Consider the following 24212-nt stretch of genomic DNA (forward strand, 5'->3'; position numbering starts at 1 on the left):
GGGGGTAGGCCCCGCCGACACCCGAGGGCAGGCTGAACCATGGTCGCGAATTTCGCGCGGGGCGCTTCCGCGGCTTGGCTGAGCGGCTGGGAGAAGGGCGTGAACGGCCCGATCACCCGGCTGAAGCAGCGGAGCGCCGCGGTCGGCCTTCCCGGCTTCGGCGGCCGCAGCCTGATCCCGCCCGGCGCCACGCCGATCCGCTTCGGCGAGCGTTTCCGGGCACCCCTCGCCACTCCCGGCCTCGATCCGAGTCTCGGGCGCATCGGCAGCCTCGAGGTGCGGCTCGCCACCCGGAAATCGGAGGTGCGCCGCGCCCAGCGTCTGCGCTTCCGCGTCTTCTACGAGGAGATGTCGGCGATCCCGAACGGCATGGCGATGCTCTCGCGCCGGGATGTCGACGATTACGACGCGATCTGCGACCACCTCCTCGTCATCGACCACGCGGCGACCGAGGCGAAGCCGTTCCGCAAGGCGCGGCCGAAGGTGGTCGGCACCTACCGCCTGCTCCGGCAGGACATGGCGGACCGGCATTTCGGCTTCTACACGGCCGGCGAATACGACATCGCGCCGCTCCTCGCCGCCAATCCCGGCAAGCGGCTCCTCGAGCTCGGGCGCTCCTGCGTCCTGAAGCCCTACCGCACCAAGCGCACGGTCGAACTCCTCTGGCACGGCATCTACGCCTACGTGCTGCACCACCGGATCGACGCGTTGATCGGCTGCGCGAGCCTGGAGGGCACCGACCCCCAGCGGCTCGCGCTGCCCCTGAGCTTCCTGCACCATCACGCCCGCGCAGCCGAGAATTGGTGCGCGCAGGCGCTGCCCGGTCGCTACGTGCGCATGGACCGGCTCGCCCGCGAGTCCGTCGATCCGAAGGCGGCCCTGCAGGCGCTGCCTCCGCTGATCAAGGGGTATCTGCGGGTCGGCGCGACCTTCGGCGACGGCGCCGTGGTCGATCACCAGTTCGGCACCACGGACGTGTTCGTGGTGCTCCCCGTCACCGCCATCGCGGCGCGCTATCTCGGCCATTTTGGGCCTGCCGCGAACCGTCACGCGGCCTGAGCGTCACGCGGCCGCGTCGTCCTTCAGCGCGGCGAGACCCTCGCGGTAGGTCGGGTAGCGGAGCGCCACGCCGAGGTCCTCCCGCAGCAGGCGGTTCCGCACCCGCTTGTTCTCCCCGTAGAAGCTGCGCGCCATCGGGCTGAGATCCGCCGTCTCGAAATCGACGGTCGGCGGTACCGGCAGGCCTGCGAGACGGGCGGCGTATTCCGTGACGACTTGCGGCGGTGCGGGCTCGTCGTCCGTCACGTTGTAGACCGCGCCGCTGCGGGGCTTCTCCAGCGAGGCCGCGAGCGCCGAGGCGATGTCGTCCACGTGGATGCGGTTGAAGACCTGCCCCGCCTTGACGATCCGCTGCGCCTTGCCCTCGCGCAGCTTTACGAAGGGGTTCCGGCCCGGGCCGTAGATCCCGGAAAGCCGAAAGACCTGCACCGGCTTTTCGGTCTCCGCTCCGAGCGCGAGCCAAGCCCGCTCCACGGCGAGCCGTTCCTTCGAGCGGGCGCTGCGGGGGGCGGCTTCGGTCATCTCGTCGATCCAGGCGCCGCCCTGGTCGCCGTAGACGCCGATCGTCGAGAGATAGCCGATCCAGGCGATCCGGCTCGCCCGGATGGCGTCGGCGTAGCGGGCGAGCACTGTGTCGCCGTGCGGGCCGGGCGGGGCCGAGATCAGCAGAGCGTCGGTGTCGGCAAGGTCATCCGCGATGCGCGGATCGTCCGTTTCCGGCCCGAAGGCCCTCACGGGAAAGCCGGCCTCGGCCTCGATCGCGCGCGCCTTGTCCGGGTCCGTCACCGTGGCACGGATCGCGGCGAAGCGGGCCCGCTCGCGCTCCGCGAAGTGGCGGGCGCTGAAGCCGAGGCCGAAGACGAACAGGTTCATGAAGCTGGGGTCTCCCCGTCAGAAGCCGCGAGCGCGGCGCGCCACTCATCGCGGACATGCGCGTCCGCCTCGTCCTTTCCTGATCGGGCATGCAGGCCGGCGCAAGCCTCGGGGCCGAGCAGGCGCCCGCAGGCCCAGACGGCCATCCCGCGCACGATCGGCGCCGGATCGTCGAGGCAGCGCACGGCCTCGGCGGCGAGTGCCGGATCACCCGAATTCCCGATCGCGATGAGAACGTTGCGCAGGAAGCGGTCGCGGCCGGTACGCTTCACCGGCGTATTCGCAAAGAAGTGCCGGAAGGCCGCCTCGTCGAGGCGGGCGAGCTCGCGCAGGGCGGGGGCGCCGAGATCCTCCCGCGCGGCGAGCCGGCCCTCGTGCGCGGCCTCCGCAAACTTGTTCCAGGGACAGATCGCGAGGCAGTCGTCGCAGCCGAAGACGCGGTTGCCCATCGGCGCCCGGAACTCGGCGGGTATGGGGCCCGCGTGCTCGATCGTCAGGTAGGAGAGGCAGCGGCGGGCATCGAGGCGGAACGGATCCGGGAAGGCCGCGGTCGGGCAGATGTCGAGGCAGCGGCGGCAGGTGCCGCAATGCTCCGGCTCCGGCGTGTCGGGCTCGAGATCGGCCGCGCTGTAGATCGCGCCGAGCAGCAGCCAATTGCCGAAGTCCCGCGAGACGAGCACCGTGTGCTTGCCCTGCCAGCCGAGGCCCGCGGCCTCCGCCAGCGGCTTCTCCATCACGGGCGCGGTGTCGACGAACACCTTCACCGGCCGTCCGGACTTGGCCGAGAGAAGGCCGCCGAGCTCCTTGAGCTTGCCCTTCATCACCTCGTGATAGTCGCGGCGCTGGGCGTAGGCCGCGATGGCGCCGCGGTCGCGCCGGCCGAGGATGTCGAGCGGGTTCGTCTCGGGCGCGTAGCTCATCCCGAGCATCACGACGCTGCGCACCTCCGGCCACAGGCCGGCGGGCGCGGCGCGCGCCTCCGCGCGCTCCTCCATCCAAACCATCTCGCCGTGCGAGCCCGAGCCGAGCCAGGCCGAGAGGCGTCCGGGCAGGTCGGGCACCGAATCGGGGCGGGCGACCCGCAGGATGTCGAAGCCGAGGGCGCGGGCGCGGGCCTCGACGAGGCGACGCAGGTCCGCACCGTCGAGGAGGCGTCGGGCGTTCAGAAATCCAGGTCCGCGTAATGGTCGGCCGGCGCCATGCCCGGTACCCGGTCGGCCAGCAGCGCGCGGAAGGACGGGCGCGACTTCAGCCGCGCGTACCAATCCCTCGCGATCTCGCTCTCGTCCCATGGCACGTCGCCGAGATAGTCCACGCAGCTCAAGTGGGCGGCCGCCGCGAGATCCGCATAGGTCAGATGGTCGCCCGCGATCCAGCGGCGGCGCTCCATCAGGTAGCCGATATACTGGAGGTGATAGCGCACGTTGATGCGCGCCGCGCGAATGGCGTTCATGTCCGGCGGGCCGCCGCCGTCCGCGCTCGTCATGAAGCGCTTCGAGATCTTCTCCAGGACCAGATAGCCCGTGACCTCGGCGTGGAACTTCACGAGGAACCAGTCGAGCAGGCGCCGCACCTCGACCCGGTCGGGCGTCGCCTCGGGCAGGAGCCGGCGGCCGCTGAGGCCGAGCCCCCGCGTCTCGTCGAGATACTCGGCGATGATGCCCGCACCCGGCACCGCGAGACCGGTCTGCTCCACGAGGACAGGCGTCGTGCCGGCCGGGTTGATCAGGAGGAACGCCTCGCGACGCTCCCAGGCCCGCTCCTCCACGAGGGTCGGCTCCATGCCCATCTCGGCGAGGACGAGGCGGATGAAGCGGGAGTTGGGGCAGAAGGGAGAGTGGTGAAGCGTCGCCATCGAGGCCGAGATCGGACGGGGGGAAGTGCCGGCGGGACGCGCCCAGCGCATGGCCAAGGCGGACCGTACGCGGGATGAGAGTTATTGCTCGATCGTTGCCGCCTCATTAACACGCTCGAGTCGCGACGGTAACCGCCCATCAACCCTGATCGGCGAACGCTGCCGGCCGGTGCGGTCCCGCGCCGTGAACCCGTCCGCCGAGGCCCCGCGGGCCGTCCCCAGCCGAGAAGTCGAGGCACGAGATGATGGATGCGATGAGCATCACGAAGGCGGTCGTGCTCGCCGTCGTGGAAGGTGCCACCGAGTTCATCCCGGTCTCATCCACCGGCCACCAGCTCCTCGTCGGGCACTTCATCGGCTTCCAGTCGCCGAACAACACCTTCGAGGTACTGATCCAGCTCGGCGCGATCCTGGCGATCCTGGCCGTGTATTTCCGCCGCCTCCTCGGCGTGGCGACGGCCCTGCCAAGCGATCCGAAGGCACGCCGCTTCGTCCTCGGAATCCTGATCGCCTTCCTGCCCGCCGCCATCATCGGCGGCATCTTCTCGAAAGCGATCAAGTACTACCTGTTCAATCCCTGGATCGTCTGCGCGACGCTCGTGGCGGGCGGTCTCGTCCTGCTCGTCATCGACGACATGGACCTCGAGGTGAAGAAGACCGACGTCTACGACTTCACCGTGCCGATGGACCTGAAGATCGGCATCTTCCAGTGCCTCGCCATGATCCCCGGCGTCTCGCGTTCGGGCGCCACGATCGTCGGGGCGATGCTGATGGGCGCCGACAAGCGCTCCGCCACCGAGTTCTCCTTCTACCTCGCGATGCCGACCATGGCCGGCGCCTTCGCCAAGGATCTCCTCGACAATTACAAGAACCTCTCGCGGGACGATGCCGGCCTCATCGTGATCGGCTTCGTGGTGGCCTTCCTCTCGGCGCTCTTCGTGGTGCGCACGGTGCTCGACTACGTCTCCCGCCACGGCTTCTGGTTGTTCGCGTGGTGGCGCATCATCGTCGGCTCGCTCGGCTTCGCGGGATTGATCATCCTCGGCTGAGGGCGCGATCGGTCTTCATGGCGATTGCCTCCGCCGAAAGCTCGTGCCAGGGCTCTGGCCGAGACTTGGCAGGATGACATGGCGGGCGAGCTGTCACGCCCATGCGCCTGCCCCAGACCGCGCAGGGCCTTTCGATGGAAGACAGACCGCTCGCCGACCTTTTCGAGCCCGCCACGCGCGAGCGCTGGCTCGGCCTCGTCGAGGGCGTCCTGAAGGGCGCCGATTTCGAGAAGCGCCTCGTCTCGAAGACCGCCGACGGCATCCGGATCGAGCCGCTCTACGATGCGGCCGAGGCTCCCGCCCAGCCGATGCGCGCCCCGGGCCCCTGGCGCGTCGCCCAGCGTGTCGACCATCCGGACGCGGCGGCCGCCGGCGCCCAGGCCCTCGCCGATCTCGAAGGCGGCTCGGATGCGCTGACGCTGGTCTTCGCCGGCGCGCCGGCCGCGCGCGGTTACGGCCTCACCGCGACGAGCGTCGAGGATCTCGACACGGCGCTGAAGGGCGTGATGCTACCGCTGATCGGGCTGCGCCTCGATGCGGGGGCCCGCGGCCAGGAGGCAGCCACCCTCGTCAAGGCGCTCGCCGAGCACCGCGGCGACGCGCTCGCGGATCTCGACCTCGATCTCGGCATCGACCCGATCGGCACGCTCGCCGCGGCCGGCACCCTCGGGGCGGTGTGGGACGAGGTGGCGCCGACGCTCGCGGCGACGCTGACGGATTTCGACGCCGCCGGCTTCAGGGGCCGCGCGCTGCTGGCGGATGGTCGCCCCTACCACGAGGCGGGTGCCAGCGAAGCGGCCGAACTCGCCGCGATCCTCGCGACGGCCGTGGCCTACCTGCGCGCGCTCGAGGCCGGGGGCCACGATCTCGGGCGGGCTCGGGACGCGATCGCCGTGCTGCTGGTGGCCGACGCCGACGAGTTCCTGACCGTGGCGAAGTTCCGCGCCATGCGCCGCCTCTGGGCGCGCGTCGAGGCAGCCTGCGGGCTCGACCCGAAGCCGCTGCGCCTGCACGCCGAGACGGCTTGGCGAAACATGACGCGCCGCGACCCCTTCGTGAACATCCTGCGCGCGACGATGGCCTCCTTCTCCGCCGGCATCGGCGGAGCCGATTCGGTGACGGCCCTGCCCTACACGCAGGCGCTCGGGCTGCCCGACGGCTTCGCCCGGCGGGTCGCCCGCAACAGCCAGATCGTTCTCATCGAGGAATCGAGCCTTGCCAAGGTCTCCGATCCGGCGGCCGGAGCGGGCGGGTTCGAGGCGCTGACCGCGGAACTGACCGACGCCGCCTGGGACGCGTTCCAGACGATCGAGCGCGAGGGTGGCATCGTCGCGAGCCTCAGCCTCGGCAAGCTGCAGGGCCGGATCGACGAGATGCGCCAGACCCGCGCGCGGAACGTCGCGACTCGGCGCGAGGCGCTCACGGGCGCAACCGAATTCCCCTTCCTCGCGGAGAAGCCGGTCGCCGTGCTCGACGTCGCGCCCGTCGCGGCTCCCGGCGGCGCGGGCTTCGGCGCGGGCGAAGCCGTGGCCTGCGAGGCCCTTCCCTCGTCCCGCCTCGCCGAGCCCTACGAGGCGCTGCGCGATGCGTCCGACGCCTATCTGCTGAAGACGGGGCGGCGCCCCACCGTCTTCCTGGCCAATCTCGGCCCCCTCGCCGCCTTCAACACGCGGGCGACCTTCGCGGCGAACGCCTTCGCCGCCGGCGGGATCGAGGCGGTGGGCGATGGCGGCTTCGCCGACGCCCCCTCGCTCGCAGAGGCCTTCGCCTCGTCCGGGGCGCCCCTCGCCTGCATCTGCTCGTCGGACAAGATCTACGAGGAGCAGGCTCTCGCCGCAGCCGAGGCGCTCGCCGCGACGCGGGGTGCTACGATCTACCTCGCCGGGAAGCCCGCCGATCTCGTCGAGCCGCTGAAGGCGGCCGGGGTCCATGCCTTTTTCCACGCCGGCTGCGACCTCCAGGCACTGCTCACCGAAGCGTTGACGCGCGCGACCCGGACCTGAAGCTCGGCAGGCAACCTCCCGGGCGCTGACGAGTTACCGGAACGTTCAGGCGTCATGCCCGGATGTGCTGGCGCACGTCCGGTCCGTGGCATCCGCATCACGAAGGGCCGGGCAGCCGTGCGCCGCCCCCGGACAGGGATACCATGAGAACAGCGATCATCGCCGCGGCCGTTATCGCCGTCGCCGGCATCGGAACCGCCGAGGCTGCGCGCAAGAAGGTGCAGGTTCCCAACCGCTACGATGGAAGCTGGAGCATCGAGGTCATCACCGTCGACGGTCCCTGCGACAGGGCCTACCGCTACGGCGTTCAGATCGAGCGGGGCGAGGCCCGCTACGCCGGCGGCGACTTCCAGATCTCGGGCCGGGTTGCGGCGAACGGCGCGGTGCGCGCGGTGATCTCCCGTGGAACGGACAGCGCCAGCGTCGTCGGGCGCCTCGCTCGCGACGGCTACGGCAACGGGACCTGGACGACGAACGGCGGCATCGCCTGCCGCGGCCAGTGGAATGCCGAGCGCCGGGGTTGAGTTCGGAGCTCCCGTGCAAGGGTTAACGGAGAGTTATCGGAACCCACGGGCATCGCGTCACATGTGATCGGTCGGAGACAGAGGCGGGGCAAACACGATTTCGCGCCGATCGTGGCGTGAGAGGCCCTGTTCGTGACGCAATCGTGAGGGAATACTGGTGACGGTCTGGTTCGCATCTCAGGCTCGTCTCCATGAAAGCACTCGCTCTCGGGCTCATCGCAGCCTCTCTCGTCTCGGTCGTCGGCGCTGAGGCGCGCCCGAACGGGCGGAGCCGCATCGACGCGGCACAGGTTCTCGCTCCCTTGGAAAAGGCGGCGACCGATTGTTTCGCCGAGACGGTGATGGCTAATCCCGGCGCCATGAACCATGCCCGCGCGGGCGAGTGGTACAAGGCGGCCGGCGTGATCGGCTTTCTCTGTCGGCCCGAAGTCGATGCCATGACGGCGGCCCACGACCAGCTCTACGGCCCCGGAAGCGGAGCGCGCTATTTCAAGGGCGGCTACGCCAAGCATCTCGACCGCGCTCTCGCGGAGCGTCTGCAGCCCTTCCTGGAGCGCAAGGCCGTGGCGAGCGCCGAGCCCCCGGTCGAGCACGCGGCCGCGGGCGACGCCGCAGAGCATTGATCGACGCGGCAATTTCACCCTGAATCCATTGCGGCCGCGCGTCTCGTCCTGAGGGATCGGAGAAACACCGACGGCTCGTGAGCCGAGTTCAGGCCGCGGCGGCGGGCTGCTCGCCCCGGCCCCGGTAGGATAGCGCCTCGGCGAGGTGGACGCGCCGTACCTGAACTTCGCCGTCGAGATCGGCGAGCGTGCGCGCGACCCGCAGCGTCCGGTGGAAGCCCCGGGCCGACAGGCGCATCGTCTCCGCCGCGCCGCGGATCAGCGCGGCGCCATCGGCATCCGGAGCGGCGACGGCCTCGATGACGGGCGCCGGGCAGGTGGCGTTCGTGGTGGCAGGGGGCAAGCCGCGGGCGGCGTAGCGTACCGACTGGAGGTTCCGCGCGGCGGCGACCCGTGCGGCAACCTCCGCCGAGCCTTCGGCGGGGTGCGGCAGGATCAGATCCGCCGCCGTGACGGCGGCGACCTCGATGCGCAAGTCGATCCTGTCGAGGAGCGGGCCGGAGATGCGGGCGCCGTACTGCGCCATGCAGCGCTCGTTGGGGCCTCTCCGGCAGGCATAGCCCGGCTCGAGCCCCTGCCCGCAGCGACAGGGATTCATCGCGGCGACGAGCTGGAACCGCGCCGGATAGGAGGCCCGGTGGTTGGCCCGCGCGATCATCACCGCGCCGGTCTCCATCGGCTGCCGCAGGGCGTCGAGGGTTTGCGGGTTGAACTCGGGCAATTCGTCGAGGAACAGCACGCCGCTATGTGCGAGGGAGATCTCCCCCGGCCTCGCTCCGATCCCCCCGCCGACGAGCGCCGCCATCGAGGCGGAGTGGTGCGGCTGCCGGAACGGGCGACGGTTGGAGAGCGCACCCTCCCGTAACTCGCCCGCCACCGACTGGATCATCGACACGTCGAGGAGTTCGCGGGGCGTCAGGGGCGGGAGGATCGACGGCAGTCGCGCGGCGAGCATCGACTTGCCGGCGCCCGGAGGCCCGTTCATCAGCAGGTTGTGGCCGCCGGCCGCCGCGATCTCGAGGGCGCGCTTGGCGCTCTCCTGCCCCTTGATGTCGCGCAGATCCGGCATCGGGCCGGCCGGCGCCGCGATGGAGGGCTCCGGGCGGGCCATGATCTGGCTGCCCTTGAAGTGGTTGGCGAGCTGGATGAGCGAGCGCGGCGCCAGCACGTCGAGGTCACCGCCCGCCCACGCCGCCTCGGACCCTGTCGCGGCGGGGCAGATCAGGCCCTGGCTGCGCGCGTTCGCGGCCATGGCGGCCGGCAGCACGCCGTTCACCGCGGTGATCGTCCCGTCGAGCGCGAGTTCGCCCAGCACGCAGTAGCCGCCCAGCGCGTCGGCCGGCAGCGCGCCGATCGCCGCCATCACGCCGAGGGCGATCGGCAGGTCGTAGTGCGAGCCCTCCTTCGGCAGATCGGCCGGCGCGAGGTTGACGGTGATGCGCTTGGCCGGGAGCGCGAGGCCGGAGGCGATGAGGGCGCCGCGCACGCGCTCCCGCGATTCGGCAACGGCCTTGTCGGGAAGGCCGACGACGGTGAAGGAGACGGAGCCGGGAATGATCTGAACCTGCACGTCGACGGCGCGCGCCTCGATCCCCTCGAAAGCGACGGTGGCGACGCGGGTGACCATGGGCGGGTGTCCTCGGGAAGCGTGACCGAGGGTAGGGATCGTTCGTTGCGGACGCAACGAGGGAACCGTGTCGGTCCTCGTTGGTTCATCGGCCGCCAACCACGAGAGGAAACCGCCATGCGTCCGATCACCGCCGCCCTCGCCCTTGCCCTCGCGACCGCCGCCTGCGGCGGGGCGCTTGCCGACGAGAAGCTCCCCCCGGACCAGCAGACCAAGGTCGAGGCCATCCTGAAGCAGGAGGGCTTCACCAAGTGGAAGGAGATCGAACTCGACGACGGCATGATCGAAGTCGACGACGCGATCGACGCCAACGGCAAGCAGTTCGACCTCAAGCTCGATCCGAAGACCCTGGCGATCGTCAAGCGCGAGGCCGAATGAGCCTGGGCGGGCGCGGCTTGCGTTCGCGGCGGCGCCCGGCCATATAGGCGGCGGGAGGTTGGTGAGGGACGTTTCACTCGCCAACCGGGTCAGGTCCGGAAGGAAGCAGCCCTAACGAGACCGAGCGGGTCTTTGTCAGCCTCCCACCCGTTTCCACCGCCGGCGCGTCGCGGCTAAGCCGTGACCGGGCGGTCAGCAGCCCCAGCCAGACCGCATGGACGTGAGCACCGGCACGCAGGACGACGAGCCGGGTCTTCCGGGCTTTCCCGCCGCCCCGTCCGCGGCCTCGCCCTACCGGGTGCTCGCCCGCAAATACCGCCCCCAGACCTTCGACGACCTGATCGGCCAGGGCGCCATGGTGCGCACCCTCGCCAACGCCTTCGCGGCCAAGCGCATCCCGCAGGCCTGGATGCTGACGGGCGTGCGCGGTGTCGGCAAGACCACGACGGCCCGCATCCTCGCCCGCGGCCTGAACTACGCCCGATCCGGCGAGCCGGAGGCCGGCCCGACCATCACGATGCCGGGTCTCGGGCTGCATTGCCAAGCCATCATGGAATCCCGGCACATGGACGTGCTGGAGATGGATGCCGCCTCGCATACGGGCATCGACGACGTGCGCGGCATCATCGACGGCATCCGCTACGCGCCGGTCTCCGCCCGCTACAAGGTCTACATCGTGGACGAGGTCCACATGCTCTCCGAGAAGGCGTTCAACGCCTTCCTGAAGACGCTGGAGGAGCCGCCGCCCCACGCCAAGTTCGTGTTCGCCACGACCGAGATCCGCAAGGTCCCGGTCACGATCCTGTCCCGCTGCCAGCGCTTCGACCTGCGCCGCGTCGAGGCCGAGACCCTGTCGGCCCATCTCGCCCGCATCTGCGAGGCCGAGGGCGTGGGCGCGGAGGTCGAGGCGCTCGCCGCCATCACCCGGGCGGCGGAGGGCTCGGTCCGTGACGCACTCTCCCTTCTCGATCAGGCGATCGCGCACGGAGCCGGCACCGTGACCGCGGCGAGCGTGCGCGACATGCTCGGCCTCGCCGATCGCGGGCGCATCGTCGACCTGTTCGAGGCGGTGATGCGCGGCGACATCCCCGCCACCTTCGCCGAACTGCGCGGCCAGTACGAGGCGGGCGCCGACCCCTCCGTCGTGCTCTCCGATCTCGCCGGCTTCACGCACCTCGTCACCCGCCTGAAGCTGGTGCCGGAGGAAGCCGGCGCCGACCCGACCCTCAGCGAGGTCGAGCGAAGCCGCGGTGCCCAGTTCGCGGGCAAGCTCTCGGTGCGGGCGCTGTCGCGGGCCTGGCAGATCCTGCTCAAGGCCGTCCCCGAGGTGCAGGCTGCGAGCCGGCCGCTCGCCGCTGCCGAGATGGCGCTCGTGCGCCTCGCCTACGCGGCGGACCTGCCGACCCCGGACGAAGCCCTGCGCCAGCTCCGGTCGACAGAGGCCGGCCGCGGCGAGCCGCCGGCCCAGCCGGCAACTGCCCCGCCCGCTCCCGCCCCGACTTTCGCGCAGGCGGTCGGCGCCGAGACCGCAACGCGCCCGGCGCTCGCGGCGGCGCCCGCGCCCTCCGCGCAGCCCGGTCCCCGGCTCGCCCGATTCGAGGACGTGGTGGCGTTCGCCGGCGAGCGCCGGGAGATCGCCCTCCAGATCGCCCTGCAGCGCGACGTCCACCTCGTCCGCTTCGAGGAGGGCCGGATCGAGTTCCGCCTCGCGGAGGGCGGGCGCCAGACCATCGCCAACGATCTCGCCCGCGCCCTCGACGCCTGGACGGGGCGCCGGTGGATCGTCGCGCTCTCCAAGGATGCGGGGGCGCCGACGCTGGACGCGCGCGCCAAGGCAGCCACCGAGACGCGGCACCAGAACGCTGCGGCCCACCCGCTCGTGCGCGAGGTCCTGTCCCGGTTTCCCGGCGCCCAGATCGTCGACGTGCGCGAGAAGGCGCAGGAGGAGGCCGCGACGGCCGAGGCCGAGATCCTCGGGGTCGAGGATGCCGCGCAGGCCGAAGGCGACGACGAGCCGTAGCGCTCGGGGACCGACCTGCCTACATCACCCCTGACCGCCACTCGAACCGGGACCGATCCGATGCGCGACCTGATGGGCATCATGAAGCAGGCTCAGGCCATGCAGGAGAAGATGGCCAACCTGCAGACCGAGCTCGACGCGGTCGAGGTCTCGGGGGCCTCCGGCGGCGGCGCCGTCCGGGTAACGATGACGGCGAAGGGCCTCGTCAAGGGCGTGTCGATCGACCCGACGCTGATGGTCGCCGACGAGCGCGAGATCCTGGAAGACCTCGTCGTCGCCGCCGTCAACGACGCCCGCGGCAAGGCCGAGCAGACCGCGCAGGAGCGGATGGCCGAGCTGACCAAGGGCCTGCCCCTGCCGCCCGGCATGAAGCTGCCCTTCTGAGCGGGGACGCCTTGGGCCGCCTACGGCCCGGTTTGGTACGACGTCCCGTTCCGGCGGATAGTTCGGCCTGATTTCCGCTGATTCGGTCATGTCCGACGCCCGCCTCTCTTCTCCGAAATCCGGCGCGGGCCCCGTCCTCGGCCACGCGCGGCCGTTCAGCGTCGCGCCGCTCATCGCGGGCTTCCTGCTTCTCGTCGCGGTCGTCGCGGCGACCGGCGGCCTGATCGCCATGCAGCGCGGCAACGTTGCCGACACCCGCCGGACGGTCGAGCTGCGGGCCTCGGTGCTGCGTCTCTTCTCGATGCTGCAGGACGTGGAGACGAGCCAGCGCGGCTATCTCCTGACGGGCGAGGACGCCTATCTCGGCCCCTTCAACGAAGCGCAAGCGCAGATCACCACGGCCCTCGACCGGATCGCGGACGGGACGATGGAGGAGCCGGATTTCGGCGCGGCGCTTACCGAATTGCGCACCGTCACCGCGGACAAGTTCGCCGAGCTGAGGCGCACGATCGATCTGCGCCGCTCCGGCGAGACCGAGACGAGCCTCTCCGTGGTCCGCTCCGGCGAGGGCAAGCGTCTGATGGATCGCGCGCGCAGGATCATCGAGCGCCTCGAGACGGAGGTCGACGCCCGCCTGCGCAGCCGCCAGGACGGCGCGGCGCGCACTGCACGCTTCCTTCAGGTGGCGATCGCGGCCGCCGTGCTGCTGGCGGTGTCGCTCGCCGCCTACGCCCTGTTCGACGCGGCCGCCCGCAACCGGCGCATCGCCGCCGCCCACGGGGAACTGGCGAAGGCGCACGAGGCCCTCCTGCGCATCTCGGCCGAGCGAGCGCGGCTCGAGGAGCAGTTGCGCCAGTCCCAGAAGATGGAGGCGATGGGGCAGTTGACCGGGGGCCTCGCCCACGACTTCAACAACATGCTCGCCATCATCATGGGCAACCTCAACCTGCTGAAGCGCCGGATCGAGCGCGGCGAGGGCCGGCTCGACAGCTACGTGCAGCAGGCGCTGGAGGGCGGGGCGCGGGCGGCGACGCTGACGCACCGTCTCCTCGCCTTCGCCCGGAAACAGCCGCTCAGCCCCGAGCCCATCGACGGCAACCGCCTCGTGCCCGCCATGTCCGAATTGCTGCGCCGGACGCTCGGTGAGCGCGTGCGCGTCGAGACCGTGCTCGCGGGCGGCCTCTGGCCGACGAAGGTCGATGCCAATCAGCTCGAGAGCGCCCTGCTCAACCTCGCGGTGAATGCGCGCGACGCCATGCCGGAGGGCGGGCGCCTGACGATCGAGACGGCCAACGCACATCTCGACGACGCCTACGCGGAGGCGCATCCGGGAATTCCGGCCGGCCAGTACGTGTTGATCGCGGTCACCGATACGGGGGCGGGCATGAGCCCCGAGGTGGCCGCGCGGGCCTTCGATCCGTTCTTCACGACGAAAGCGGTCGGTCAGGGCACGGGCCTGGGCCTGAGCCAGGTCTACGGGTTCGTGCGGCAATCCGGCGGCCACGTGAAGATCTATTCGGAGGCCGGTAGCGGCACGTCGGTGAAGATCTACCTGCCGCGCCTCGTCGCCGCCGAGGTCGCGGCGTCCGACGCCAGCCTCCGCGACATCCCGGTTCCGGAGGGTGATCCGCGCCACATCATCCTCGTGGTCGAGGATGAGGACGGGGTTCGCCGGATGGCGGTCGAGGCGCTGCGCGACCTCAGCTACACGGTGATCCACGCCACGGGCGGCGCCCACGCCCTGCGCCTTCTGGAGGAGCACCCGGAAGTGTCGCTTCTCTTCACCGACGTCGTGATGCCGGAGATGAGCGGCAAGGAACTGGCGGACGCCGCGCGCCTGCGGCGCCCGGACCTGCGCGTCCTCTACACGACGGGCTACACCCGCAACGCGATCGTCCACAACGGCGTCGTGGATGCGGATGTCCAGCTTCTCGGCAAACCCTACACGCTGGAGCAACTCGCCCGGAAGGTCCGGCAGGTGATCGCCGCGCAGGCGGCGTGAGCGCGAGCGCCCCCTCCCCGTGAGGGGAGGAGAGCGCCGTGGCGGATCCGGGCCTCAGGCCGCGATCGCCTGATTCGTCGGCTCGGCCGCCTTCACGTCGGGCTCCACATGCGCCTCGAAGCGCTTAAAGTTCTCGCGGAACATCGCGACGAGCCGCGCCGCGGTCTCGGCGAAGGCGGTCTTGTTGTTCCAGGTCTTGACGGGCTCCAGCACGTGGGGCTCGACGCCCGCAACCTCGACCGGCACCGCGAAGCCGAAATACGGATCGCGGCGGAACTGGCCTTGGCCGAGCGAGCCGTCGAGGGCCGCCGCCAGCAGCCGCCGGGTGACGCGGATCGGCATGCGCCGGCCGGTGCCGACGCCGCCGCCCGTCCAGCCCGTGTTGACGAGCCAGCAATCGACCTGATGCTCGGCGATGAGGTCGCGCAGCAGGTTGCCGTAGGTGCTCGGGTGGCGCGGCATGAAGGGCGCGCCGAAGCAGGTGGAGAAGGTCGCCTCCGGTGCCGTCAGGCCCCGCTCGGTCCCCGCCACCTTCGCCGTGTAGCCCGACAGGAAGTGGTACATCGCCTCCGCGCCCGAGAGCTTGGCGATCGGCGGCATCACGCCGAACGCGTCGCAGGTCAGCATCACGATGTTCTTCGGATGGCTGGCCCGGCCGGTGGCGCTCGCATTCGCGATGAAATCGAGCGGGTAGGCGCAGCGGGTGTTCTCGGTCAGCGAGGCGTCGTCGAAATCCGGCACCCGGGTCTCGGGGTCGATCACGACGTTCTCCATCACCGTGCCGAAGCGCTCGGTGGTGGCGTAGATCTCGGGCTCGGCATTGCGCGAGAGCCGGATCGTCTTCGCGTAGCAGCCGCCCTCGAAGTTGAAGATCCCCTCTGGGCTCCAGCCGTGCTCGTCGTCGCCGAGCAGCATCCGCGAGGAATCGTTCGAGAGCGTCGTCTTGCCGGTGCCGGACAGGCCGAAGAACAGGGCCGACCCACCCTCCGCGTCGAGGGCGGCATTGGCCGAGCAATGCATCGGCATGACGCCCTTCTTGGGCAGGATGTAGTTGAGATAGGTGAAGACCGACTTCTTCATCTCGCCCGCATAGGCCGAGCCGCCGATCAGCACGATCTTCCGGCTGAAGTCGATCGCGATCACCGTCTTCGAGCGGCAGCCGTGCCGGGCCGGGTCGGCCTGGAAGCTCGGCAGATCGATGATCGTGAGGTCGGGCACGTAGGCGGCGAGATCCTCCCGATCGGGCCGGATCAGCAGGTTGCGGATGAAGAGGGAGTGCCAGGCGAGTTCCGTGAAGACGCGCGCCTTGACCCGATGGGCGGGGTCGGCGCCGCCATAGAGGTCCTGCGCGAACAGCTCCCGCCCTTCCGCGTGCTTCAGGAAGTCGCCGAGCAGCGTCTCGAACTGGTCGGGCGTGATGGCGCCGTTGTTCTCCCACCAGATCTCGGTCTCGGTGGAGGCGTCCCGCACCACGAACTTGTCCTTGGGCGAGCGGCCAGTATGGCTGCCGGTCGTCGCGACGAAGGCGCCGCCGCGGGCGAGCTTGCCCTCGCGGCGGGCGAGCGCCTCCTCGTAGAGGCGTGGCGCCTCCAGGTTCCAGTGGACGGCCTTGAGGTTCCTCAGGCCGATCGCCTCGGCGCCGTGGCCCGCGTTGAAGTCACCGATATGGGTCAAGAGCGTGTCTCCCGGGCACCTGATCGCGCCGTGTTCATCCTTCGGCATCGGTGCGATGCCGGGCCTCGCGAGGTGACGTCCATGCGGTCGTTCAGGCCCGCCGCACGCTGGTTCACCGCCTCTCGCTTCAAATCAATGTCGATAGGTCGAGAAGCTTTCCCGTCAATCAGACTTGCGTACGATGTCGAGACTGCGCGCTAGGATTGTCAGTCGAGATCAATCTTGGCGTGTCTCGAATGTCCGGTGGATGAACGGGTGCCGGGAGCGGCCCAAGGACGCGCGGACGGGAAAAGCCGCCCCGCAATCCCCATCTTCATCACGGGCGAACCCGATTCCCCGCCGGGCATTTGCCCGCTATGCCCTGCCGGTCACGCCCGGACGCGCCCGCGTCCGATCAGCCCATGGACGCCTGATGCCCCAAGCCGTCGCCGGTCCCGAGATCGAGCGCCTGATCCAGCTTCTCGCCCGGATGCCGGGTCTCGGCCCCCGTTCGGCGCGCCGTGCGGCGCTGCAGTTGATCAAGAAGCGGGACACGCTGCTGGGCCCCCTCTCTGAGGCCATGCGGATCGCGGCCGAGCGCATCGTGGTCTGCCACGAATGCGGGAACGTCGACACGAGCGAGCCCTGCACGATCTGCCGTGACGCGACCCGCGACCCGACGACATTCGTGGTGGTCGAGGATGTCTCGGATCTCTGGGCGCTGGAGCGCTCGGGCGCCGTACAGGCGCGCTACCACGTGCTCGGCGGCGTGCTCTCGGCCCTCGATGGCGTGCGTCCCGAGCACCTCAACATCGCGCGCCTCGTGGAGCGCGCGAGCGACCCGGCGGTGAAGGAGATCATCCTGGCGCTCAACGCCACGGTCGATGGCCAGACCACGGCCCATTACGTGACCGAATCGCTCGCTCATCTCGGCCTGACGATCACCCGGCTGGCGCATGGCGTGCCGGTCGGCGGCGAGCTCGACTACCTCGACGAGGGTACGCTCTCGGCCGCCATCCGCAGCCGGACGGCGTTCTAAGCCCTCAGTGCAGGCAAAGGGTGCGCAGGTTGCCCTCGATCAGGTCGCGCATCAGGGCCATCACGTCGCGCTGCTGGTCGGTGTAGTCCCTCTCAGTCCGGTCGAGGACGCAGAGCGTGCCGAACAGGCTGCCGTCCGGCCAGCGGATCGGGTAGCCGAGATAGGTGAGCAGGCCGTGCCGCTCGAAGCAGGGATTGCCTGCCCAGGAGCGGATGTCGGCATGGGCATTGCGCACGTAGAGATGCGTGCCCTGGCCCAGCACCGTCTCGCAGTAGATGCCGGAATCCTTGAGCAGGGTGCGCTCGCCGATCACGTGCGGGTTCCGGGAATCGTCGTTGGCGGCGATCACTTCGATCTCGGGACCGATCATGCGCATGATCAGGCCGACCGGCACGTCGAGGCGCCGCGCAACCTCGTTGACGATGTACTGCCAGCTTTCGATGACCTCTTCCGGGACCTCGGGCTTGGCCGCCCGCGGGGTCGACGCGTCGGCGTCGAGACCCTGCTCCACCATGTCGTTCCCCCTTCGGTGTCCGGCGGCGTACTTAGGGCGGCGGCCGGGAGAGTGCAATCTGAGGTAGATTGGACGTGGTCGGGAAAGGCCGGTGTGGAACGGGGGCCGCAAGAGCCGGGCGAATTGACCGGCCCCGTCCCACCCCTTATCTGCGAAAATCCTTCGGGCGCCGCGGTTTGGCGCCGTGCTCCCGGGTCCCCACCATGGCCGTCCGCCCTCTCGTCATCCTGCCCGATAGCCGCCTGCGGCTCGCATCCGAGCCGGTCGGTCCCGTGACGGAGGAGATCCGCAAGCTTGCCGCCGACATGCTGGAGACGATGTACGACGCGCCGGGCGTCGGCCTCGCCGCGATCCAGATCGGTGTGCCGAAGCGCGTCGTGACGATCGACACCTCGAAGGACGAGAACGCCCGCGAGCCGCGGGTCTTCCTCGACCCGGAGATCGTCTGGTCGTCGCAGGAGAGGCGGGTCTACGACGAGGGCTGCCTCTCGATTCCCGATTTCTACGCCGAGGTCGAGCGGCCGGACCGGGTGCGGGTGCGTTTCCGCGACCTCGACGGCAGGGAGCAGGAGATCGAGGCTGACGGGCTCCTCGCCACCTGCATCCAGCACGAGATCGACCACCTGAACGGCGTGCTGTTCATCGACCACCTGTCGAAGCTGAAGCGCGACCGGGTGGTCAAGAAGTTCGCCAAGGCGGCCAAGCGCGGCGAGGCCGCCTGACGCCCCACGCCGGACGCGAGGGCCGAGGCTTGAGAATCGTCTTCATGGGCACCCCGGATTTCGCGGTGCCGACGCTCGCGCGCATCGCGGAAGACGGCCACACGGTCGTCGCCGTCTACACCCGCGCGCCGGCCAGGGCCGGACGCGGGCTCGGCCTGCGCCCCTCCCCCGTCCATGCGCTGGCCGACGAGCTCGGCGTGCCGGTCCTCACCCCCGCCACCCTGCGCGACGCGGAGTCGGCCGACACGTTTTGCGGGCATGAGGCCGATGTCGCCGTGGTGGTGGCCTACGGGCTTCTCCTGCCGCAGGCGATCCTCGACGCGCCCCGCCACGGCTGCCTCAACCTGCACGGCTCGCTGCTGCCGCGCTGGCGGGGCGCCGCGCCGATCCAGCGCGCGGTGATGGCGGGCGACGCCGAGAGCGGCGTCGGCGTGATGCGGATGGAGGCGGGGCTCGACACCGGCCCCGTCGCCCTGGAGGCGCGAATAGCCATCCATCCCGGCATGACGGCGGGCGAGTTGCACGACGCGCTGATGCCCCTCGGTGCCGAGCTGATGAGCCGCGCGCTCTCCGAACTCGCGTCCGGCCGCCTCGCCTTCACGCCGCAGCCGAAGACGGGCGTCGTCTACGCCCACAAGATCGCGAACGAGGAGGCGCGGATCGACTGGTCGCGCGGCGCGCGCGAGGTGGCGAACCACGTCAACGGCCTCTCCCCCTTCCCCGGCGCCTTCTTCGAGGCCGATCTCGGCAAGGGGCCGGAGCGCGTGAAGGTGCTGCGGGCCGAGGCGGCGGAAGGGTCGGGCGAGCCCGGCACGCTCCTCTCGGCCGACGGCCTCGTGGCCTGCGGCGCCGGCGCGGTGCGCCTTGCCGAACTGCGACGGGCCGGCCGTGGCGGCACGGTCTCCGGTTCCGACTTCCTGCGCGGCGCCCGGCTCGAGCCCGGCGCGCGCCTTTCCCGCTGATGCCCCGCTACAAGCTCGTCATCGAGTACGACGGCGCGCCCTTCTGCGGCTGGCAGCGGCAGGCGGAGGATCTCACCGTCCAGGGCGCGATCGAGGCGGCGGTGAGGCGCTTCTCCGGCGAGGATGCCCGCCTCACCTGCGCGGGCCGGACGGATGCGGGCGTCCACGCGATCCATCAGGTCGCCCATCTCGACCTCGCCAAGGCGTGGCGCACGGACACGGTGCGCGACGCGCTGAACGCGCATCTGCGCCCGCTGCCCGTGGCGATCCTCTCGGCCGAGATCGTCGGCCCCGATTTCGACGCGCGCCACTCCGCGATCCGGCGCCATTACCGCTACCGCATTCTGAACCGTCGCAGCCCCGCGGCGCTGACGCGGGCCCATGTCTGGCACGTGCCCTGGCCGATCGACGCCGAGCTGATGGGGGCTGCCGCGAGGCGCCTCCTCGGGCGACACGACTTCACGGCCTTCCGCGCCGCCGAGTGCCAGGCGGCGAGCCCGGTGCGCACCCTGGAGCAACTCGACGTGGCGCGGAGGCCGATGGGGCTGCACGAGGAGATCGTGATCGCCACCTCGGCCCGTTCCTTCCTGCACCATCAGGTCCGCAGCATGGTCGGCACCCTGATGCTGGCCGGAAGCCGCCGCCTCAGCGCCGACGACGTCGCCGACATCCTGGCCTCGCGCGACCGCAGCCGTTGCGGCCCGATGGCGCCGTCCTGCGGCCTCACCTTCGTCGGCGTCGATTACGCGGAAGGGCCCGACCCGGCTGATCAGGCTGGGAAGTAGGATTCCAGCACCCGCCGGTAGATTGCGGTCAGCCGATCGAGGTCGGCGAGCGGCACATGCTCGTCCACCTGATGCATGGTCTCGCCGACGAGGCCGAACTCGACGACGGGGCAGGCATCCTTGATGAAGCGCGCGTCCGAGGTTCCGCCGGTGGTGGAGAGGGCGGGCTTCAGGCCCGTCTCCGCCTCGATCGCCTCGCCCACCAGATCCACGAAGGCGTCGGGCCGCGTCAGGAAGGCGGGGGAGTTCGAGGGCTGCAGGTCGAGGCTGAAGCGCACCGTGTTCCCGGCCGCGGATTCCAGGCGGCGCCGGATCTCGGCGCCCAGCGTTTCGGCGGTCCAGCCTTCGTTGAAGCGGATGTTGAACACGGCGCGCGCGTCGGCGGGGATCACGTTGGTCGCAGCGTTGCCGACGTCGATCGTCGTGAATTCGAGGTTCGAGGCGTCGAAATGCGCCGTGCCGCCGTCGATCGGCTCGGCGACGAGGGCGGAGGCGAGGCGCAGCATGCCGGGGATCGGGTTCTCGGCGCGGTGCGGATAAGCGACATGACCCTGGCGCCCGTGCACCGTGATCTTGCCCGTGAGCGAGCCGCGCCGGCCGATCTTGATCATCTCGCCGAGCCGGCTCGGATTGGTCGGCTCGCCGAGCAGGCAATGGTCGAAGCGCTCGCCGCGCGCCCTCGCCCAGGCGAGGAGCTTGACCGTGCCGTTGACGGCGGGACCCTCCTCGTCCCCCGTGATCAGGAAGGCGATGGAGCCGCCGAAATCCGGCCCGCGCGCGCCGAGAAAATCGAGCGTCGCGGCCATCAGGCAGGCGATGCCACCCTTCATGTCGACGGCGCCGCGACCGTAGAGCACGCCCTCGGTCACCTCCCCCGAGAACGGCCCGTGGCGCCACGCGCCGGCTTCGCCCGGCGGCACCACGTCGGTATGGCCGGCGAGCAGAAGGCAGGGTCCTGCCGTGCCGATGCGCGCGTAGAGGTTTTCGATGTCGGGCGTGCCGGGCTCGGAGAAGACGGGGCGCTCCACCGCGAACCCGGCCTCGCCGAGGATCCGGCCCATGAGGTCGAGGGCCCCGCCCTCCTCCGGCGTCACGGAGGGGCAGCGGATCAGGGCCTGGGCGAGATCGAGGGGCGAGTGGGGCACGGGGCAACGCGGCGCGGTGGACGGGGCGGCCACCCTATTGAAGCGGGGCCCCGAACGGAACAGGCCCGGATGGGCTTCCGCCCGGCGCAAAGCGGGTCTATGGCCCTCGCCATGCCCCTCTCCGCCGACGAGATCGAACGCTACGCCCGCCACCTCGTGCTGCGCGAGGTCGGCGGCCCCGGTCAGGCGAAGCTGAAGGCCGCGCGGATCCTCGTGATCGGCGCAGGCGGGCTCGGGGCGCCGCTGATCCAGTATCTCGCCGCCGCCGGCATCGGTACGATCGGCATCGTGGACGACGACGCGGTGTCGCTGTCCAACCTGCAGCGACAGGTCATCCACGGCACGCCCGACATCGGCCGTCCGAAGGTCGAGAGTGCGGCGGAGGCGGTGGCGCGCCTCAACCCGCATGTGCGGATCGTCCCGCACGCCACCCGGATCACGGCCGAGAACGCGCCCGCCCTCCTCGCCGAGTATGATTGTGTCGCGGACGGCTCGGACAATTTCACGACCCGCTACGCCGTCTCGGATGCCTGCTTCCACGCGGGCAAGCCGCTCGTGACGGCTGCGCTCGGTCAGTTCGACGGCTCGCTCACGACGATCCGCGCCCACGAGACCGGTCCCGACGGGTACCCGAACCCGACCTACCGCTGCCTCTTCCCGAGCCCGCCGCTACCCGGCAGCGTGCCCCCCTGCGCCGAGGCCGGCGTGCTCGGCGCGCTCGCCGGCGTCATGGGCTCGCTGATGGCGCTGGAGGTGATCCGTGCGGTCGCCGGCTTCGGAGAGCCGCTGGTGGGCCGCCTCCTCATGGTCGATGCCCGCGCTATGCGGTTCGAGACCCTGTCCTATGGTTGGGACGAGGCGAACCCGCTGAGCGGGATGCGCACCTGACCCACAGGTAGAAGGCGAGCGCCGACACGGCGGGGCTCAAGAGGAACAAGAGATTGTCGGCGCCGGTGAGGAAGCTGGAGAGCTTCTCCAGGAAGCCGCGACCGCGGCCGGCCGAGTCGGGTCCGGCCGACATGACCATGCCGACGAAGAGCCAGACGACGACGGGGGCCGCGAGGCACCAGAGGGCGGTACGCCGCGCGATCGAGCGCCGGAAGGCGATGCCGCAGACCACCGCGATCGCGATCAGCGGGTGGACGAGGGCGACCACGATCGTGAGGAGGCAGAGCGCGCTGACCGCAGTGATCGCCAACTCGTCGACGGAAACATGCCAGGGACTCGAGAATGCGTCGCCGTAGTGGTGCCACCTGTGCAGCTCGCTGCCGAGCGGGATCAGGACGAAGAGGCCCGCGGCGACCCCGATTACGCCGGCGATCGCAACGCTCGCCGCGACCGCGGGCCCGGAGAGCGGATCCGGCGCGTGTGCAGCGCTGTTCTCAGGGCGGGGTTCATCGGCCTCGGGGAGAATCCGGCGCACCCCTGGGCGCTGTTCCAGCGTGTGCGGCGTCTTGAGACCCCAGACCCAGCCCAGCCGCTCGAACAGGCGCAACAGCCACCAGCCCGGATCGGCTTGGCCGGGTTCGAGTCCCATCCGCGCCGAGCTCGGCCACGCGTGGTGATTTCCGTGCCACGCCTCGCCGAAGGTGATCCAGGCGGCGGCCGGAAGGTCGTGGCCCTGCACGGCCGCCCCGTCGACGACCCAGCCCTGCGGGCCGCGGCGATGCGTGAGATGCCCCACGAACCAGTGGCCGGTGAGCGAGACCGTGATTCGCACCGGTATGCCCCAGACGAGCCAGGGCATTCCGCCGACCGTGTAGAACAGGACGGCCCAGGGCAGCTGCTGCAGCATCCACGTCGCTTCCAGCCAGCGGTAGAACGGATCCCCGGCAAGGCGCGCCTCCGGGCGAAAACTTGGCGGCCGCGCGAGGTCGAGGCGCGCATGCATCTGCAGCCACGCATCCTTCCAGGGTGGAGCGCGGTGGGCGTGCAGATCGTGGCAGACCGCCTGACGCTGCGACCAATCCCGCATGTCGTGCAGCCGCACCATGCCGACCGGCCCGGCCATGCCGACGAGCGTGCCGAGATACACGAGCGCGTGCTCCAGCCAGAGGGGCGCCCCGAAGCTGCGGTGGATGAGGAGCCGATGCATGCCCACCGAATGGCCGGCGCAGAGTGTCAGCGCCGTCGTGACCGCGAACAGGCCCACCGCGCCCGGCGTCACGTAGAGCGGCCCGAGGATGAGCGCCGCTGCCAGCATCCCGCCGGTCCAGAGGGAGCGGGCCGGCGCCCAGGCGATACGGCCCTCCGTGCTCGAAGTGTCAGGGCCAGCGATCACGCGTTCGGTCGAGAGGCAAGGCATGGCATCACCGTAGGTATTTAGTGAATTAGCTAAATAAGCAGACGACTTTGTCAAGCCCGGCCGTTTCGCCTATGTACCTGCCATGCAGCGCGTCTTCGAAGCTCTGGCCTCAACACCCCGGCGCAAGATCCTCGCCCTGCTCGCCCACAGCGAGCTGAGCGCCGGAGAGATCGCGGCCCGCTTCGAAATGACGAAGCCCTCGATCTCGCAACATCTCGCGGTGCTGGAGGCGGCGGGCCTCGTCGTCAGCGAGAAGCGTGGCCAGTTCGTCTTCTACCGGCAGGTCAGCGAGAACCTGATCAACGCGCTGCACGGCTTCGTGCAGGAGGTCTGCCCGGTGGCGCGCCCGCTCAAGCGTGAGAGTGCCGTGCTCGGCCGGAAGCGGGGGAAGGCGGCGGACGAGGCCGGGAGAGCGGCGGATGAGCCCGTTGACATTCCGGGCCGAGGCAGCGGGCGCTGACCGCCCTGTCCCGATGGTAGGGGTAGGGATCGGTGCAGCAGACACGTCGTTCGGCATTCGGCGTGGTTTCGTACGCCGTTCCACAAAATTTTTGCTCGCCCTGACGGGTGCTGCCCCCTGGAAGCCGGCGATCCTTAAAATAAAGGGGCCATTTTGGTGAAATAGATTGCGTCACGCAAGTATTTTTCTAGAAAATATTTTAAATATTATATAATTTCTCTTGCGATTTT

General features: G+C 70.3%; 22 protein-coding genes, 1 other RNA gene and 1 pseudogene. 16 read left to right on the plus strand and 8 right to left on the minus strand.

The annotated features are described in order from the left end of the window. Positions 1–39: 39 nt before the first annotated feature. Positions 40–1059, plus strand: a complete 1020-nt coding sequence (gene olsB / locus E1J50_RS07280; protein WP_132251953.1) for a l-ornithine N(alpha)-acyltransferase — start codon at positions 40–42, stop codon at positions 1057–1059. 3 nt (positions 1060–1062) lie between these two features. Here the strand turns inward: olsB and E1J50_RS07285 are convergent, their stop codons facing one another. The 3 genes from E1J50_RS07285 to E1J50_RS07295 are packed head-to-tail and all read right to left on the minus strand — an operon-like array spanning position 1063 to position 3787. Continuing rightward, a complete protein-coding gene (locus E1J50_RS07285) occupies positions 1063–1932 on the minus strand; it encodes an SDR family oxidoreductase (RefSeq protein ID WP_132251956.1) in 870 nt (289 codons plus the stop codon). After that, on the minus strand, positions 1929–3065 hold the full coding sequence (gene queG / locus E1J50_RS07290) for a tRNA epoxyqueuosine(34) reductase QueG (RefSeq protein ID WP_132252066.1): 1137 nt from the start codon (positions 3063–3065) through the stop codon (positions 1929–1931). The genes E1J50_RS07285 and queG overlap by 4 nt, the downstream gene beginning before the upstream one ends. 29 nt (positions 3066–3094) lie before the next feature. After that, a complete protein-coding gene (locus tag E1J50_RS07295; RefSeq protein ID WP_132251958.1) occupies positions 3095–3787 on the minus strand; it encodes a glutathione S-transferase family protein in 693 nt (230 codons plus the stop codon). Between the two features lie 245 nt (positions 3788–4032). On the opposite strand from E1J50_RS07295, the gene E1J50_RS07300 reads away from it, so the two are divergent. From E1J50_RS07300 to E1J50_RS07315, 4 genes are all read left to right on the plus strand, one after another. Continuing rightward, the gene (locus tag E1J50_RS07300; protein ID WP_132252069.1) at positions 4033–4836 is read left to right on the plus strand and encodes an undecaprenyl-diphosphate phosphatase; all 804 of its coding nucleotides are present in this window, start codon (positions 4033–4035) and stop codon (positions 4834–4836) included. 134 nt (positions 4837–4970) lie between these two features. Then, on the plus strand, positions 4971–6839 hold the full coding sequence (locus E1J50_RS07305) for a methylmalonyl-CoA mutase subunit beta (RefSeq protein WP_132251961.1): 1869 nt from the start codon (positions 4971–4973) through the stop codon (positions 6837–6839). A gap of 143 nt (positions 6840–6982) precedes the next feature. Further along, positions 6983–7363: a hypothetical protein gene (locus E1J50_RS07310; RefSeq protein WP_132251964.1), complete on the plus strand. Its 381-nt coding sequence runs from the start codon at positions 6983–6985 to the stop codon at positions 7361–7363. Positions 7364–7554: 191 nt separating this feature from the next. Continuing rightward, entirely contained in the window at positions 7555–7986 is a 432-nt protein-coding gene (locus E1J50_RS07315; protein WP_132251966.1) for a hypothetical protein, read from the plus strand. Positions 7987–8074: 88 nt separating this feature from the next. Here the strand turns inward: E1J50_RS07315 and E1J50_RS07320 are convergent, their stop codons facing one another. Beyond that, on the minus strand, positions 8075–9613 hold the full coding sequence (locus E1J50_RS07320) for a YifB family Mg chelatase-like AAA ATPase (RefSeq protein ID WP_132251968.1): 1539 nt from the start codon (positions 9611–9613) through the stop codon (positions 8075–8077). A gap of 117 nt (positions 9614–9730) precedes the next feature. Between E1J50_RS07320 and E1J50_RS07325 the strand changes: the two genes are divergently transcribed. The 5 genes from E1J50_RS07325 to E1J50_RS07345 all read left to right on the plus strand — a co-directional run bounded on the left by E1J50_RS07325 (position 9731) and on the right by E1J50_RS07345 (position 14397). Then, on the plus strand, positions 9731–9991 hold the full coding sequence (locus E1J50_RS07325; protein WP_132251971.1) for a PepSY domain-containing protein: 261 nt from the start codon (positions 9731–9733) through the stop codon (positions 9989–9991). A 52-nt stretch (positions 9992–10043) separates the two neighbouring features. Further along, positions 10044–10139: signal recognition particle sRNA small type (gene ffs, locus E1J50_RS07330), an RNA gene on the plus strand. Positions 10140–10205: 66 nt separating this feature from the next. Then, the gene (locus E1J50_RS07335; protein WP_132251973.1) at positions 10206–12011 is read left to right on the plus strand and encodes a DNA polymerase III subunit gamma/tau; all 1806 of its coding nucleotides are present in this window, start codon (positions 10206–10208) and stop codon (positions 12009–12011) included. Positions 12012–12071: 60 nt separating this feature from the next. Beyond that, entirely contained in the window at positions 12072–12395 is a 324-nt protein-coding gene (locus E1J50_RS07340) for a YbaB/EbfC family nucleoid-associated protein (RefSeq protein WP_132251976.1), read from the plus strand. Between the two features lie 88 nt (positions 12396–12483). Further along, complete coding sequence (locus E1J50_RS07345) at positions 12484–14397, plus strand: CHASE3 domain-containing protein (RefSeq protein ID WP_132251978.1); 1914 nt, start codon at positions 12484–12486, stop codon at positions 14395–14397. Positions 14398–14451: 54 nt separating this feature from the next. Here E1J50_RS07345 and E1J50_RS07350 read toward each other — a convergent pair whose 3' ends face one another. Further along, on the minus strand, positions 14452–16071 hold the full coding sequence (locus tag E1J50_RS07350) for a phosphoenolpyruvate carboxykinase (protein ID WP_132251980.1): 1620 nt from the start codon (positions 16069–16071) through the stop codon (positions 14452–14454). A 412-nt stretch (positions 16072–16483) separates the two neighbouring features. Here E1J50_RS07350 and recR point away from each other — a divergent pair, with 412 nt between their 5' ends. Next, the gene (gene recR / locus E1J50_RS07355; protein ID WP_132251982.1) at positions 16484–17089 is read left to right on the plus strand and encodes a recombination mediator RecR; all 606 of its coding nucleotides are present in this window, start codon (positions 16484–16486) and stop codon (positions 17087–17089) included. A gap of 4 nt (positions 17090–17093) precedes the next feature. Here the strand turns inward: recR and E1J50_RS07360 are convergent, their stop codons facing one another. After that, the gene (locus E1J50_RS07360; RefSeq protein ID WP_132251985.1) at positions 17094–17603 is read right to left on the minus strand and encodes a GAF domain-containing protein; all 510 of its coding nucleotides are present in this window, start codon (positions 17601–17603) and stop codon (positions 17094–17096) included. Positions 17604–17806: 203 nt separating this feature from the next. Between E1J50_RS07360 and E1J50_RS07365 the strand changes: the two genes are divergently transcribed. From E1J50_RS07365 to truA, 3 genes are read left to right on the plus strand one after another with little or no spacing between them, the layout of a single operon-like run. Next, positions 17807–18325, plus strand: coding sequence for a peptide deformylase (locus tag E1J50_RS07365; protein ID WP_132251987.1), 519 nt, complete (start codon positions 17807–17809; stop codon positions 18323–18325). Between the two features lie 29 nt (positions 18326–18354). Next, on the plus strand, positions 18355–19287 hold the full coding sequence (gene fmt, locus E1J50_RS07370) for a methionyl-tRNA formyltransferase (protein ID WP_132251989.1): 933 nt from the start codon (positions 18355–18357) through the stop codon (positions 19285–19287). Beyond that, on the plus strand, positions 19287–20072 hold the full coding sequence (truA, locus tag E1J50_RS07375) for a tRNA pseudouridine(38-40) synthase TruA (protein WP_132251992.1): 786 nt from the start codon (positions 19287–19289) through the stop codon (positions 20070–20072). The genes fmt and truA overlap by 1 nt, the downstream gene beginning before the upstream one ends. Here truA and dapE read toward each other — a convergent pair. Then, a complete protein-coding gene (dapE, locus tag E1J50_RS07380) occupies positions 20057–21217 on the minus strand; it encodes a succinyl-diaminopimelate desuccinylase (protein WP_132251994.1) in 1161 nt (386 codons plus the stop codon). The genes truA and dapE overlap by 16 nt on opposite strands. A gap of 111 nt (positions 21218–21328) precedes the next feature. Between dapE and E1J50_RS07385 the strand changes: the two genes are divergently transcribed. Beyond that, the gene (locus E1J50_RS07385) at positions 21329–22105 is read left to right on the plus strand and encodes a HesA/MoeB/ThiF family protein (protein WP_132252071.1); all 777 of its coding nucleotides are present in this window, start codon (positions 21329–21331) and stop codon (positions 22103–22105) included. 523 nt (positions 22106–22628) lie between these two features. Here the strand turns inward: E1J50_RS07385 and E1J50_RS28510 are convergent. Then, positions 22629–23522: pseudogene (locus tag E1J50_RS28510) on the minus strand (acyl-CoA desaturase); the annotation flags it as partial. Between the two features lie 82 nt (positions 23523–23604). On the opposite strand from E1J50_RS28510, the gene E1J50_RS07395 reads away from it, so the two are divergent. After that, positions 23605–23982 carry a metalloregulator ArsR/SmtB family transcription factor gene (locus E1J50_RS07395; RefSeq protein ID WP_132251996.1) on the plus strand — a complete coding sequence of 126 codons (378 nt, stop codon included), beginning with the start codon at positions 23605–23607 and terminating at the stop codon, positions 23980–23982. Positions 23983–24212 lie beyond the last annotated feature (230 nt).

It is taken from the genome of Methylobacterium segetis, from assembly GCF_004348265.1.
GTDB lineage: Bacteria > Pseudomonadota > Alphaproteobacteria > Rhizobiales > Beijerinckiaceae > Methylobacterium > Methylobacterium segetis.